This window comes from Geodermatophilus arenarius, assembly GCF_042654585.1.
Classification (GTDB): Bacteria; Actinomycetota; Actinomycetes; order Mycobacteriales; family Geodermatophilaceae; genus Geodermatophilus; species Geodermatophilus arenarius.
In genome coordinates, this window is the sequence record NZ_JBHSGR010000004.1 from 149062 (window position 1) to 161901 (window position 12840).

Here is a 12840-nt window from a genome sequence, read left to right on the forward strand (position 1 = left end):
AGGACGTGCGGAGGGCCTCCCGCGTCCCGGGCGCCCGATCGGGTTCCGGGTGCGTGATCCGGGCGGTGACGGGGCAAGATCCTCCCCAGGCCGTCCGCGGCCGCCGATCCAGTCCGACCAGGGAGGAGCCCCCGTGGCCCACAGCGCGTCGACCACCCAGCCCGCCGGGCGGCATGCCGTCAGCGCCGACCCCTCCGTGGGCGTGCTGGTGCAGAGCGCCATGGCCGACGTCTCCACGCTGATCCGCGGGGAGATCGAGCTGGCCAAGGCCGAGATCGGCCGCTCGGCGAAGAAGGCCGGCATCAGCGGCGGGTTGTTCGCCGCCGCCGGGGTGCTCGTGGCCTTCGCCGGCATCTTCCTGTTCATCATGCTCGCCGAGCTGTTCACCTGGCTGGGCCTGCCCCGCTGGATCTCCTACCTCATCGTCACCGCGGGCCTGCTGCTGATCGCCGGCCTCGCCGCACTGGTCGGCGTGCGCATGATCAAGCGGATCGACAAGCCGGAGCGGACCCTGGAGTCGCTGCGCGAGCTGCCCGAGGTCATGCACCGCGAGCAGCCGGGCCAGCGGCGCCGTGCGCTGCCGACGGTGAGCAACGGGCGCGTCGAGCGACGCTCCCCCGACACCTACCTGGTCTGAGCGCCGCGAGGTCCGGAGGCGCTCCCGCCGACGAGCGTCCCGACGCCACCAGCGTCCTGCTGCCCGGCTCCTGGATCCACCGCGACGTCTCGGCCAACGGCGTCCGGCTGCACCTGGCCGAGGCCGGCGAGGGCCCACTGGTGCTCCTGCTGCACGGGTTCCCGCAGTTCTGGTGGACCTGGCGCGCGCAGCTGCCGGTCCTCGCCGCGGCCGGCTTCCGGGCGGTCGCGCCGGACCTGCGCGGCTACGGCGCCAGCGACAAGCCGCCGCGCGGCTACGACCTGCCGACGGCGGCCGACGACGTCGCGGCCCTGGTCCGCGCCCTCGGCGAGCGGGACGCCGTCGTCGTCGGGCACGACTGGGGCGGGCTGGTCGCCTGGACGATGGCCGCGCTGCACCCGCGCAGCGTGCGCCGCCTCGTCGTCGTCTCGATGGCCCACCCGCGGCTGCTGCGCAACGGGCTGCGCGACCCCGCCCAGCGGCGGGCGCTGCGGCACGTGCTGGGCTTCCAGGTCCCGCGGCTGCCCGAGCGGCGGCTCACCCGCACCGACGACGACCCGGTCGCCGAGTTCCTGCGCAACTGGGCCGGGCGGGACTGGACGCACACCGCCGACTTCGCCGAGGCCGTCGAGCGGTACCGGTCGGCGGCGCGGATCCCGCAGGCGGCCTACGGGGCCATGGAGTACTTCCGCTGGGCCGGGCGCTCCCAGCTGCGGCCGGACGGGCTGCGCTACGCCCGCCGCATGGCCGCGCCGGTCACCGCGCCGACGCTGCAGCTGCACGGCGACGCCGACCCGCTGCTGCTGCCGCGGACCGCCCGCGGCTCGGGCCGCTACGTGGCCGGCGCCTACGAGTGGTGCGAGCTCCCCGGCATCGGCCACTTCCCGCCCGAGGAGGCCGCCACCGAGGTCACGGCGGCGATCGCGGGCTGGGCGGCCGGCTGACAGCCTCTCCCGGTCAGCGGCGGCCCCGCTGCAGGGGCCCACCGCGGGCCGGCGAGCGGTGGAGGGGCAGCGGGGTCCTTCACTCACACGGGCCGGTGTCGACCTCGGCGGTGGCGGTGGCGCCGGCGGTGGCGGCGGGCGCGACCTGCTGGGCGGTGAGCGCGTAGCCGGTGGAGGGGTCGTCGATCGCCGAGGCGAACACGACGCCGAGGACCTGCCCGGCCGGGTCGAACAGCGGCCCGCCGGAGTTGCCGGCGCGGACCTCGCCGTAGAGCGCGTAGACGTCGCGCTGCACGGTGCGGGTGTCGCGGAAGTCCGGGCCGCTGATGGGGCCCTCGTCGCGCACGCGCGCCGGGCCGATGAACAGCCCCCCGCCGCCCGGGTAGCCCATGATGATCGCGTCGTCGCCGGTGCCGGCGACCTGCGGGGCGAAGGCCAGCGGCACCTGCGGGAGGTCCGGGACGGCGAGCACCGCGACGTCGACCTCCTCGTCGACGTACACCGGCGTCGCCTCGTACTCCTCGCCCTCGGCCTCGACGACCGGGGCGTCCACGCCGGCGAGCACGTGCGCGTTGGTCATCACCCGGCCGGGCGCGTAGACGAACCCGGAGCCGTCGATCTGCCGCGAGCACGACGGCGCGATGCCGCTGATCTTCACGACCGACCCCTGCACCTGCCCGACGACCGGGCTCGCGGCCAGCGTCGCGTCCGGCGCCTCGACCTCGCGGGCCTGGGTCGGCGTGAGCGGGTCCAGGACGTCGGGCAGCCCACGCCGGTCGATCGCCTCGCGCAGCGAGTCGTAGACCGACCGGACGCCGTCGGGCACGGCCCGGTCCACCGCCTGCACCAGCGCCGACTTGCGCACCTGCCCGGCCAGCCCGGGGAACGGCGCGGTGGCCAGCGGGGTGGCGACCATCCACGCCACGAGCAGCACCGCGATCGCCGACACCACGGCGCCGGCGACCGAGTCGAGCACCTCGGCCGGCTCCCAGGTGACCCGGCGGCGCACCGCCCGCCCGATCGCCCCGGCCAGCACCTGCCCGAGCAGCGCCCCCGCCAGGACGACGACGAGCGCGGCGAACACCCGGGTGACCGGTGAGCCGTCGAGCCGGTCGGCGACGGGCCCGGACAGCTGGGCGCCGAGCACGGCGCCGCCGAGGAAGCCCAGGAAGGAGGTGGCCGACACCAGCAGGCCCTGCCGGAAGCCGGAGAAGGCGAAGACCAGGGCCAGCGCGATGAGGACGAGGTCGACCAGCGACATGGGTCAGCCGCGCACCGTCATGACGCCGGTCTGGCCCAGCTGGACGTGGAAGCTGCACTCGAACGGGTGGTCGCCGGGGGCGGTGACCTCGAACTCGATGGTCTCCGTCTCGCCCGCGGCCAGCAGCGGGATCTCCTCGGGGATCTCCTCGACGCCGGCGCCGGGCGTGAAGCGGAAGTTGTGGGTGGCCTGCGTGGCGGTGCTCTGCACGGTCAGCCGGACCCGCCCCGGCGCCACGGTGAAGGTGTCGGGGACGAACACGTAGTCGTCCGGCGTCTGGATCGTGACCTCCTGGACGCCGTCCTCGGCCGTGGTGACCGTGCCGAGCGACGCGTCGGGGCTCGACGGCGCCGCGGCACCGCCGCCGTCGTCGCCGGAGCCGCAGCCGGCCAGCACCCCGGCCGCCAGCACCGCGCCGGTCAGCGCCGCCGGGAGGCGGCGCGTCCAGATCCTGCTCATCGCCGCGGAACCGTACTTGTCGCGGCGTCCCCGGTCGTGCCGTCGGCCACCGTCGGCGCGGCGGCGTCCTCGGCGCCGCCCTCCCCCAGGGCCCCGGGCGCGGCCGCCGGCCGCGCACCGGCCGCCGACAGCGGGCGCACGTCGCGGACGTCCCAGGGCCGCGCGAGGCCCGCGGCCTCGAGGACGGCGTCCAGCAGCGCCGCGGTGAAGCCCCACACGACCATCCCGGCCACGCCGAACGCCGGGCCGACGTACCCCGCCGGGTGGCGCACGCGGAACCGGTTGGCCGGGTCGGTGAGGTCGGCCAGCGGCACCCGGGCCACCCGGGCCACCTCCCGCGGGTCGCCGACGGCGACGTCGCGCGGGTCGTCCCACCACGCCACGACCGGGACGACGAGGTTGTCCGACGGCCCGAGGAACAGCTGGGGCAGCGTGGCGAGCACCCGGACGCCGTCCGGGTCGACGCCGGCCTCCTCCTGCGCCTCCCGCAGCGCGGTGCCCACCGGGTAGTCCTCCCCCGGGTCGGCGCCGCCGCCGGGGAACGCCGGCTGCCCGGCGTGCGTGCGCAGCAGCGCGGACTTCTCGATGAGCAGGACGTCGGCGCCGCGCGGGCCCTCGCCGAACAGGACGAGCACCGCGGACCGGCGCGCGGTGTCGGTGGCCGTCTGCGTGCGGTGGCGCAGCGGGAGGTCGGCCGCCGCGGCCACCAGCCGCAGCAGGTAGTCCGGCAGGCCGGTGGTGTCGGCGCCGGGCAGGAGGCCGGTCACAGCTGCACCCCGAGGTGCTCGGCGACCAGGGCGCGCAGCTCGTCGAGGGACTCGACCGCGCCGGTCCGCACGGAGGCCACCGACCCGTCGGCGGCGAGGAACACCGTGTGCGGGAGGCCGCGCAGCCCGAGCGCCGCGGCGACGTCGCCGTGCCCGTCGAAGGCGCCGGGGATGGTCACGCCGGCGTCCTCGGCGAACGACGCCGCCTGCGGGACGCCGTCCTGGCTGATCACGCCCACGACCCGGACGCGGTCCCCGGCGGCGTCGGCGAGCTGCTGCACCAGCGGCAGCTCCTCGCGGCACGGGCCGCACCAGCTCGCCCACAGGTTCAGCACGGTCGGCACGCCCGGGGCGCGGCCGAGGTCGAGGGTGCCGCCGCTGAAGCACTCGATCGGCGCGACGCCGGACAGGTCGCCGTCGGCGGCCGGCGTGCCGGGCTGCTCCGGGCAGGCCGCCAGGTCCGTCCGCGTCTCCGCGACGGTGGCCCGCTCGGGCGCCCCGGGCTCGTCGGCCGAGGCGGTGCACGACGACAGCAGCACCCCGAGCGCCAGCAGCGCGGCCGCGCGCCGGGCGCTCACTCGGTGTCCGACGCCGCGGGCGTCTTGACCAGCTTCATCGCCGCCTCGGGGTCGGTGGGGCCGATGCCGTAGGACGGGCACCAGCGGGCCAGCCCGCACGCCCCGCAGGCGGCCTTCTTGGCGTGGCAGACGCGCCGGCCGTGGAAGATCACGCGGTGGCTGAACATGGTCCAGTCGCGCTTGGGGACCAGCTCGGCGACCTCGGCCTCGACCTTGACCGGGTCCTCCTCGGCGGTCCAGCCGAAGCGGCGGACCAGCCGGCCGAAGTGGGTGTCCACGGTCAGCCCCGGGACGCCGAAGGCGTTGCCGAGGACGACGTTCGCCGTCTTGCGGCCGACGCCGGGCAGCGTGACCAGGTCGGCCATGCGGCCGGGCACCTCGCCGTCGAAGCGCTCGACCAGCGCCTGCGCCAGGCCGAGCACCGAGTTGGCCTTGGCGCGGAAGAACCCGGTGGGCTTGAGGATCTCCTCGAGGTCGGCCCGGTCGGCCCCGGCGAGCGCCACGGGGTCGGGGTACCTCGCGAACAGCACCGGCGTGACCTTGTTCACCGTCTTGTCGGTGGTCTGCGCCGACAGCACGGTGGCCACGAGGAGCTCGAAGGCGTTGGTGAAGTCGAGCTCGCAGTGCGCGTCGGGGTGGATGACGGCCAGCTCACGGGCCATCCGGCGGGCGCGGCGGGTGCGGGCCAGCGGCGTCTCGTCCGGGTCGAAGGGCACGGCGGCCGGACGTCGGGCGGGAGCACGGCGCGCAGCGGGGCGGGCGTAGGCCGGCGTGGACACGCGGTCGAGGGTATGCGTCACCGGCGACACCCTCCGGGCCGTGCCACCATGGCTGTACAGGCCCGCTCAGCAGCGACCGGACCCGGGAGGTGACGTGGTCGCGCTCATCGTCATCCTCTTCCCCCCGATGGTCATCGCGTTCCTGCTGGTCATGGAACGCGTCGAGGAGCCCCTCCGCCGTCCGACGTCCCCGCGCGAGGTGGCCGAGTTCCTCGAGTCGGCGACCCCGGGCGAGGTGGACACGCTGGCCGCCTCCGGCATCCGCCGGGCGATGGCGCGCTGGCGCCGCCGCCGTCGGTCGCGGGTCCGCCAGAGCACCGAACCGCTGGTCTAGACCCTCACACCGCGTCGCTCCCGGGGCCGTTCCTCACCCCGGTGGGTCACCCCGCGTGTCTCCGAACGGGTGACCGTGCGCACAGCCGCCTAGACTCCGTACGGATGCGGGGCCGACGCCCCGCAGGTCGAGCGCGGAACGGTGGGGTGGAGAGAAATCGTGGTGGACGAGGTGCTGGCCCAGTCGGGGCTCTTCCAGGGACTCTCGGAGGACGCCGTCGACCCCGTCGCCAGCCGTCTGGAGACGATCACCCTGCCCCGCGGTCGGGTCGTGTTCAACGAGGGCGAGCCGGGCGACAGCCTGTACATCGTGCTGAGCGGCAAGATCAAGCTGTCCCGGCGCTCCCCTGACGGCCGCGAGAACGTGCTGGCCGTCATGGGCCCCTCCGACCAGTTCGGCGAGCTGTCGGTGTTCGACCCCGGCCCGCGCACGGCCACGGCCACCGCGGTCACCGACGTCAAGCTGGCCAAGATGCCGCAGTCGGTGCTGCGCCCGTGGATCGAGGCGCACCCGGAGGTCGGCGAGCGGCTGCTGCACGTGCTCGCCCGCCGGCTGCGCCGCACCAACGACTCGGTGGCCGACCTGATCTTCACCGACGTCCCCGGCCGCGTGGCCAAGGCGCTGCTGCAGATGGCCGACCGGTTCGGCAGCCGCGAGGCCGACGGCCTGCGCGTCAAGCACGACCTGACCCAGGAGGAGCTGGCCCAGCTGGTCGGCGCCTCGCGCGAGACGGTCAACAAGGCGCTGGCCGACTTCGTGCACCGCGGCTGGATCCAGCTGCAGGGCAAGTCGGTCGTCGTCCTCGACGAGGACCGCCTCCGCCGCCGCGCGCGCTGACGATCGAACGCGAGAGGCCCGGGACCGTCACGGTCCCGGGCCTCTCGCGTTCGCAGCACCCGAGGGGAGCCGCCCCGCGAGGCGCGCCGACGAGTGGGGGCCGGAGGCCTCCGCGAGGAGGTGCGGGCAGGGCTCAGCGCAACTGGGGGACCGCACCTGGCCGCGGTGTGACCCGGAGGGTCACGAGGGGAGCGGCACGACCAGGCCGATGCGGGTGCCGTCGGGGAGCTCGGCGAAGCGTCCCTCGGGCGTGGTCCGCAGCTCGGGCATGATCGGGTGCAGCGGCTCCGGCGGGGACCCGGCCAGCGCGGCCGCCACGTCGGCGAAGGCCGACAGCTGGCGCAGCGTGTGGATCGTGGGCGGCAGCATCGGCCGGGTGCCGGCCCGCATCTCGGTGAGCGCTGCCTCCGGCGTCAGCCAGCTGGCCTCGTCGGCCTCCCCGGAGACGTCGCGGGCCTCCTGCCCCACCGGCAGCGCCGCGACGAAGAAGCGGGTGTCGTAGCGGCGGGTCTCCTGCGGCGGGGTGATCCAGTGCGCGAACGGCCGCAGCAGGTCCGCCCGCAGCGCCAGCCCGCGCCCGGCCAGCAACTCGGCCAGCGACAGCTCGCGGGTGAGCAGCGCCTGCCGCTGGGCCTCCCAGTCGTCCCCGGACACGTCCGGCACGACGTCGCTGCCGTCGGGTGAGCCGGCCAGCAGGACGCCGGCCTCCTCGAAGGTCTCGCGGACGGCGGCGCACACCAGCTCCCGGGCCACCCGCTCGTCGCAGCCCAGCGCCTGCGCCCACTCGGCGGGCGGCGGCCCGGCCCAGGCGACGTCGGTGTCCCCGTCGCGCGGGTCCACCCCGCCGCCGGGGTAGGCGGTCATCCCCCCGGCGAAGGGCATCCCGCGTGTGCGGCGCAGCAGGTGGACCTCGAGCCCGTCCGCGCCGTCGCGGAGCAGCAGGACCGTCGCCGCCGGGCGGATCGCCGTCATCCGCGCAGTTCGACGGTCAGCTCGATCTCCACCGGCGCGCCCAGCGGCAGCTCGGCGACGCCGATCGCGCTGCGGGCGTGCCGGCCGGCCTCGCCGAAGACCTTGCCGAGCAGCTCGCTGGCGCCGTTGACCACGCGCGGCTGGCCGCTGAAGCCCTCCGCGCTGGCCACGTAGCCGACGACGCGCACGATCCGGGCCACCTGGTCCAGCCCGACCAGGTTGTCGACGGCGGCCAGCGCGTTGAGGGCGCACAGCTTGGCGTCGGCGGCGGCGTCCTCGGGGTCGACGGACCCGCCCACCTTGCCGGTGCGCCGCAGCCCGCCGTCGACGAACGGCAGCTGGCCGGAGGTGAACACCAGGTCCCCGGTGCGCACGGCCGGCACGTAGGAGGCGACCGGCGCGGCCACCGGGGGCAGCCGGATGCCGAGTTCGGCCAGCCGCGCGTGCCAGCTCCCGGCCTGCATCCCCTGCGTCATCGCGGGCGCCTCAGGCCAGCGGGCGCTTGAGGTAGGCGACCGGCTGCTCGGGGCCGGTCGGCCCGGGCAGCACCGTCACCAGCTCCCACCCGTCGGTCCCCCACGAGTCGAGGATCGCCTTGGTGTTGTGGATCAGCAGCGGGATGGTGGCGTACTCCCACCTGCGGCGGGCCGGATCACTCATGGGGGACGACGCTAGCGCAGCGCCGGGGGGCCGGCGGCGGGTGCGCCTCGCCCGCGACGGGCCGTGGCCCCCGGAGTGCTCCTAGGCTGGTCAGGGTGAGCCCCGACTTCCCCGTGCGCTGCCACGTCGTCACCGGGAAGGGCGGGACCGGCAAGACCACCGTCGCCGCCGCCCTGGCCCTGGCCCTGGCGTCGGAGGGCCGCACCGTCCTGCTCGTGGAGTGCGAGGGCCGCCAGGGCATCGCCCAGCTCTTCGACACCCCGCCGCTGCCCTACGAGGAGCGCCGGGTCGCGGTCACCCGCCACGGCGGGGAGGTGCGGGCGCTCGCGATCGACGTCGAGGAGGCCCTGCTCGAGTACCTCGAGATGTTCTACAACCTCCGCCGCGCCGGCCGGGCGCTGCGCAAGATGGGCGCCGTCGACTTCGCGACGACGATCGCCCCGGGCCTGCGCGACGTCCTGATCACCGGGAAGATCAAGGAGGCGGTGACCCGGCGCAGGGACGGCCGGCGGGTCTACGACGCGGTCGTCGTCGACGCCCCGCCGACCGGGCGGATCACCAAGTTCCTCAACGTCACCAGCGAGATGGCGGGCCTGGCGCGCTCCGGCCCGATCAAGACGCAGAGCGACGGCGTCATGGCGGTGCTGCGCTCCCCGCAGACGGCGGTGCACCTGGTGACCCTGCTCGAGGACATGCCGGTGCAGGAGACCGCCGACGCCATCGCCGAGCTGACCGAGGCCAAGCTGCCCGTCGGCTCCGTGATCGTGAACATGGCCACCGAGCCGGTGCTGCCCGAGCCGGCGCTGGTGCGGGCCGCCGAGGGCGCGGTCACCGGCGCCGACCTCGTGCCCGGGCTGACCGCCGCGGGCCTGCCCGCCGACCCCGCGCTGGCCGACGCGCTGGCCGCGGAGGCGGTCGAGCACGCGCAGCGGTGGGCGGCGCAGGACGCGCTGCGCGCCCGGGTCGAGTCCTTCGACCGGCCGACGGTGGAGCTGCCGCTGCTGCCCGGGCCGATGGACCTCGGCTGCCTGTTCGAGCTGGCCGACCGGCTCGAGGAGCACCTCGGCACGGAGGTGGCGGCGTGAGCGCGGCCCGCGCCGCCGCGTCGCCGGCGACCGACCGGCACGCGCCGCCGATGGACCTCGCCTCGCTGATCGAGGACCGCGACACCCGGATCGTCGTCTGCTGCGGCTCGGGCGGGGTCGGCAAGACGACCACGTCGGCCGCGCTCGCCCTGGCCGCCGCGGAGGCCGGCCGCCGCGTCGTCGTCCTGACCATCGACCCGGCCCGCAGGCTGGCGCAGTCGCTGGGTCTCGTGGAGCTGGACAACGAGCCGCGGCGGGTCGACGTCCCGGGGGCCGCGGGCGAGCTCCACGCGATGATGCTGGACATGAAGCGGACGTTCGACGACATCGTGTCCGCGCACTCGACGCCCGAGCGGGCCGAGCAGATCCTGGCCAACCCCTTCTACCAGACCCTGTCCTCGTCGTTCTCCGGGACGCAGGAGTACATGGCGATGGAGAAGCTGGGCCAGCTGCGGGCGGCCGACACCTGGGACCTGATCGTCGTCGACACCCCGCCGTCCCGGTCGGCGCTGGACTTCCTCGACGCGCCCAACAAGATGAGCCGGTTCCTCGACGGCACGATGATCCGGCTGCTCACCGCGCCGGCCCGCGCCGGGGGCCGGGCCGGGCTGCGCGTCGCCAGCGCCGGGCTGGTGTTCTTCACCCGGATCATCAGCAAGGTCCTCGGCGGCCAGCTGCTGCGCGACATCTCCGCGTTCGTCACCGCGCTGGACACGATGTTCGGCGGCTTCCGCGAGCGGGCCACCGCCACCTACGAGCTGCTGCGCCGCCCGGGCACCTGGTTCGTCGTCGTCGCGACGCCGGAGCCGGACGCGCTGCGGGAGGCCTCCTACTTCGTCGACCGGCTCTCGGCCGAGGGGATGCCGCTGGCCGGGCTGGTGCTCAACCGCACCCACCCGCCGGCGAGCACGCGGCTGTCGGCCACCCGCGCCGAGGCGGCCGCCGAGGCCGCCGCGGAGAACGGGGACGGCGACCCGGCCGCGGCGCTGGCCGCCGGCGCCCTGCGGGTGCACGCCGAGCGGATGACCGTGGCCGCCCGCGAGCAGCGGCTGGCCGACCGGTTCACCAGCGCCCACCCGGAGGTGGCGATGCGGGCGGTCCCGGCGGCCGCCGGCGACGTCCACGACCTCGACGGGCTGCGCACCATGGCCGAGGCGCTGACCGGTCCCGACGACGACACGCCGACGGGCGTGCCGCGCACCCGCGTGCTGCCCGCGCGCCGCGCCTGATCACCCGTCCGGGCCACCCCGGCCCCGTACATTGGCAGCGATGTCTGCTGCCTCCCGCGCCCGAGTCCTGGGCAAGCTCGTCGCGATGATCGTCGTGGCCGGCGCGCTCGTCGCCGGCCTGCTCTTCCCGCTGGTCGGCGGGAGCGGGCTGGTGGCACGCAACTCCGCGTCGCTGCTCGACGCGCTGCCGGTGGAGCTCACCGACGCCACGCCCGCGGGCAACTCCCGCGTGCTCGCCGCCGACGGCTCGCTGATCACCAACTTCTACGCCCACAACCGCACGGTGGTGGCGTCCGACCAGATCGCCGACGTGATGAAGCAGGCGCTGGTCGACATCGAGGACTCGCGCTTCTACGACCACAACGGCCTGGACGTGCAGGGCACGCTGCGCGCCGCGGTGACCAACGTGGCCGCGGGCTCGGTGCAGGAGGGCGGCTCGACGATCACCCAGCAGCTGGTCAAGCAGACCCTGCTGGAGACCGCCGACAGCGCCGAGGAGCGGCAGGAGGCCATCGAGCAGGACGGCGTCGAGGGCCTGTCCCGCAAGCTGCGCGAGGCCCGGCTGGCCCTGGCGCTGGAGGAGACCTACTCCAAGGACGAGATCCTCACCCGCTACCTGAACATCGTGTACTTCGGGCAGGGCGCCTACGGCATCCAGGCCGCCGCCCAGAAGTACTTCAGCGTCAACGCCGCCGACCTGACCCTCCCCCAGGCGGCGATGCTCGCCGGGCTGGTGCAGAGCCCGACCAACGACGACCCGATCACCCAGCCGGAGAACGGCCAGACCCGCCGCAACCAGGTGCTGCAGCGGATGTTCGACCTCGGCCACCTCGACGGGACGACCGAGGAGCAGCTCGCCGCGCTCATGGCCGAGCCGGTGCAGGTGGCGCCGGGCATCAGCCCGCCCAACGGCTGCATCGACGCCGCGATCGGCGGGTTCTTCTGCGCCTTCATGCAGCAGTACCTGACCCAGGTCCTCGGCATCAGCCAGGAGCAGCTGGACAACGGTGGCCTGACCATCCAGACGACGCTGAACCCGCAGCTGCAGACCCTCGGCGACCAGGCGGTCCTCAACACCCTGCCGATGGGCGACCAGCTCGCCGGCATGTTCACCGCCGTGCAGCCGGGCACCGGCGCGGTCCTGGCGATGAGCGTCAACCGGCAGTACGGCTGCGCGGAGCCGCAGTGCGAGTCCGTCGTCCTGCACACGGCGGCCAGCAAGGGCTCCGGCTCGACCTACAAGGTGTTCACCGCCGCCGCGGCGCTGGAGGCCGGCATCCCGGCCAGCACCGTGATCAGCACGCCGGGCAACCAGTACACCTCACGGGTCTTCCGCGGCCCCTCCTGCGGCGGCGACCGGTCCCAGTCGACCGGCATGTACTGCGTGGAGAACGCCGGCAACTACCCCGACACCCTCGACATGGTCGGCGCGCTGGTCCGCTCGTCGAACACCTACTTCCTCGCGCTGGAGGACCGGCTGGGCAGCGTCGAGGGCCCGGTGCGCATGGCCGAGCGGATGGGCATGAGCTTCGACCAGCCCACCCAGAACTCCGCCGACGAGATCATCGACGGCAACTTCGGCTCGTTCACGCTCGGCGCCGAGGCCACCAGCCCGCTGGACCTGGTCACCGCCTACTCCACGCTGGCCGCGCAGGGCACGCAGTGCGACCCGATCCCGGTGGTCCAGGTCTTCGACCGCGCCGGCCAGCCGCTCACCGGCGACGACGGCCAGCCCGTGGTCCGCGGCGACCAGTGCACGCCGAACGCGATCCCGGCGAACATCGCCAACACGCTGGCCAACATCCTGGTCGGCGACACCGCCAGCCCCGAGGGCACCGGCACCCGGGCCGCGATCCCGGGTCACGCGATCGCCGGCAAGACCGGTACCGCGCAGGGCCGGGACTCGGTGGCCTTCGTCGGCGTCATGCCCGAGTACGCGGCCAGCGTGATGGTGTTCAACCCCAAGGAGCAGCAGGACGTCGGCGGCTACGGCGGCAACATGCCGGCCACCATCTGGCACGACGCCTTCGCGCCCTTCCTCGCCGACAAGCCCACCTCGGCGTTCCCGCCGGCCGACCCCGCGCTGATGCAGGGGCAGCCCGCGCCGGCGCCGAGCGCCCCCGCGCCCGACCAGGGGACGGCGACGCCCGACCAGGGCGACGCCGGCCGGGGCGACGCGGACGCCGGCCAGGGCGACGCGGACGGCCGGCCCGGCAACGGCAACTGGGGCGGCGGCAACGGGGGCCGCGGCGGCAACTGAGGCCCCACCCGCGGCCGGCCCGCCCCCGGGGGCGGGCC

15 protein-coding genes are annotated in these 12840 nt (G+C 75.4%); 7 read left to right on the top strand and 8 right to left on the bottom strand.

The features are described from left to right. Positions 1 to 133: 133 nt before the first annotated feature. Positions 134 to 637: a phage holin family protein gene (locus tag ACFO3M_RS05670; protein WP_387987408.1), complete on the top strand. Its 504-nt coding sequence runs from the start codon at positions 134 to 136 to the stop codon at positions 635 to 637. A 140-nt stretch (positions 638 to 777) separates the two neighbouring features. Beyond that, a complete protein-coding gene (locus ACFO3M_RS05675; RefSeq protein WP_387987409.1) occupies positions 778 to 1581 on the top strand; it encodes an alpha/beta fold hydrolase in 804 nt (267 codons plus the stop codon). Between the two features lie 79 nt (positions 1582 to 1660). Here the strand turns inward: ACFO3M_RS05675 and ACFO3M_RS05680 are convergent, their stop codons facing one another. Genes ACFO3M_RS05680 through nth form a run of 5 tightly spaced genes read right to left on the bottom strand, consistent with a single transcriptional unit; the run spans position 1661 to position 5425 of the window. Beyond that, positions 1661 to 2842, bottom strand: coding sequence for a MarP family serine protease (locus ACFO3M_RS05680; RefSeq protein WP_387987411.1), 1182 nt, complete (start codon positions 2840 to 2842; stop codon positions 1661 to 1663). A 3-nt stretch (positions 2843 to 2845) separates the two neighbouring features. Further along, positions 2846 to 3301, bottom strand: coding sequence for a cupredoxin domain-containing protein (locus ACFO3M_RS05685; protein WP_387987413.1), 456 nt, complete (start codon positions 3299 to 3301; stop codon positions 2846 to 2848). Beyond that, complete coding sequence (locus tag ACFO3M_RS05690) at positions 3298 to 4068, bottom strand: NUDIX hydrolase (RefSeq protein ID WP_387987415.1); 771 nt, start codon at positions 4066 to 4068, stop codon at positions 3298 to 3300. Before ACFO3M_RS05690 ends, ACFO3M_RS05685 begins: the two co-directional genes overlap by 4 nt. Next, entirely contained in the window at positions 4065 to 4646 is a 582-nt protein-coding gene (locus ACFO3M_RS05695; RefSeq protein ID WP_387987417.1) for a TlpA family protein disulfide reductase, read from the bottom strand. The genes ACFO3M_RS05690 and ACFO3M_RS05695 overlap by 4 nt, the downstream gene beginning before the upstream one ends. Next, positions 4643 to 5425 (bottom strand): endonuclease III, encoded by a 783-nt coding sequence (nth, locus tag ACFO3M_RS05700; protein ID WP_387987419.1) that lies wholly within the window; start codon positions 5423 to 5425, stop codon positions 4643 to 4645. Before nth ends, ACFO3M_RS05695 begins: the two co-directional genes overlap by 4 nt. A gap of 94 nt (positions 5426 to 5519) precedes the next feature. Between nth and ACFO3M_RS05705 the strand changes: the two genes are divergently transcribed. After that, positions 5520 to 5759, top strand: a complete 240-nt coding sequence (locus ACFO3M_RS05705) for a hypothetical protein (protein ID WP_387987421.1) — start codon at positions 5520 to 5522, stop codon at positions 5757 to 5759. Positions 5760 to 5918: 159 nt separating this feature from the next. Then, positions 5919 to 6596 (top strand): Crp/Fnr family transcriptional regulator, encoded by a 678-nt coding sequence (locus ACFO3M_RS05710; RefSeq protein WP_456903448.1) that lies wholly within the window; start codon positions 5919 to 5921, stop codon positions 6594 to 6596. A gap of 180 nt (positions 6597 to 6776) precedes the next feature. Here the strand turns inward: ACFO3M_RS05710 and ACFO3M_RS05715 are convergent, their stop codons facing one another. The 3 genes from ACFO3M_RS05715 to ACFO3M_RS05725 are packed head-to-tail and all read right to left on the bottom strand — an operon-like array spanning position 6777 to position 8228. Further along, entirely contained in the window at positions 6777 to 7568 is a 792-nt protein-coding gene (locus ACFO3M_RS05715) for an NUDIX hydrolase (RefSeq protein ID WP_387987423.1), read from the bottom strand. Continuing rightward, positions 7565 to 8044 (bottom strand): RidA family protein, encoded by a 480-nt coding sequence (locus tag ACFO3M_RS05720; RefSeq protein ID WP_387987425.1) that lies wholly within the window; start codon positions 8042 to 8044, stop codon positions 7565 to 7567. The genes ACFO3M_RS05715 and ACFO3M_RS05720 overlap by 4 nt, the downstream gene beginning before the upstream one ends. 10 nt (positions 8045 to 8054) lie before the next feature. Beyond that, complete coding sequence (locus ACFO3M_RS05725) at positions 8055 to 8228, bottom strand: DUF4177 domain-containing protein (protein ID WP_387987427.1); 174 nt, start codon at positions 8226 to 8228, stop codon at positions 8055 to 8057. 95 nt (positions 8229 to 8323) lie between these two features. Between ACFO3M_RS05725 and bagA the strand changes: the two genes are divergently transcribed. From bagA to ACFO3M_RS05740, 3 genes are read left to right on the top strand one after another with little or no spacing between them, the layout of a single operon-like run. Next, the gene (bagA, locus tag ACFO3M_RS05730; protein WP_387987429.1) at positions 8324 to 9313 is read left to right on the top strand and encodes an ATPase BagA; all 990 of its coding nucleotides are present in this window, start codon (positions 8324 to 8326) and stop codon (positions 9311 to 9313) included. Continuing rightward, positions 9310 to 10542 carry an ATPase BagB gene (gene bagB, locus ACFO3M_RS05735; RefSeq protein WP_387987431.1) on the top strand — a complete coding sequence of 411 codons (1233 nt, stop codon included), beginning with the start codon at positions 9310 to 9312 and terminating at the stop codon, positions 10540 to 10542. The genes bagA and bagB overlap by 4 nt, the downstream gene beginning before the upstream one ends. Positions 10543 to 10582: 40 nt before the next feature. Continuing rightward, positions 10583 to 12802, top strand: a complete 2220-nt coding sequence (locus ACFO3M_RS05740; RefSeq protein ID WP_387987433.1) for a transglycosylase domain-containing protein — start codon at positions 10583 to 10585, stop codon at positions 12800 to 12802. Positions 12803 to 12840 lie beyond the last annotated feature (38 nt).

Excerpts from the sequence above, each read along its gene's own strand:
- ACFO3M_RS05680 (WP_387987411.1), bottom strand. The coding sequence starts at position 2,842 with ATGTCGCTGGTCGACCTCGTCCTCATCGCGCTGGCCCTGGTCTTCGCC.
- ACFO3M_RS05685 (WP_387987413.1), bottom strand. The coding sequence starts at position 3,301 with ATGAGCAGGATCTGGACGCGCCGCCTCCCGGCGGCGCTGACCGGCGCG.
- ACFO3M_RS05715 (WP_387987423.1), bottom strand. The coding sequence starts at position 7,568 with ATGACGGCGATCCGCCCGGCGGCGACGGTCCTGCTGCTCCGCGACGGC.
- ACFO3M_RS05720 (WP_387987425.1), bottom strand. The coding sequence starts at position 8,044 with ATGACGCAGGGGATGCAGGCCGGGAGCTGGCACGCGCGGCTGGCCGAA.
- ACFO3M_RS05725 (WP_387987427.1), bottom strand. The coding sequence starts at position 8,228 with ATGAGTGATCCGGCCCGCCGCAGGTGGGAGTACGCCACCATCCCGCTG.
- ACFO3M_RS05740 (WP_387987433.1), top strand. The coding sequence starts at position 10,583 with ATGTCTGCTGCCTCCCGCGCCCGAGTCCTGGGCAAGCTCGTCGCGATG.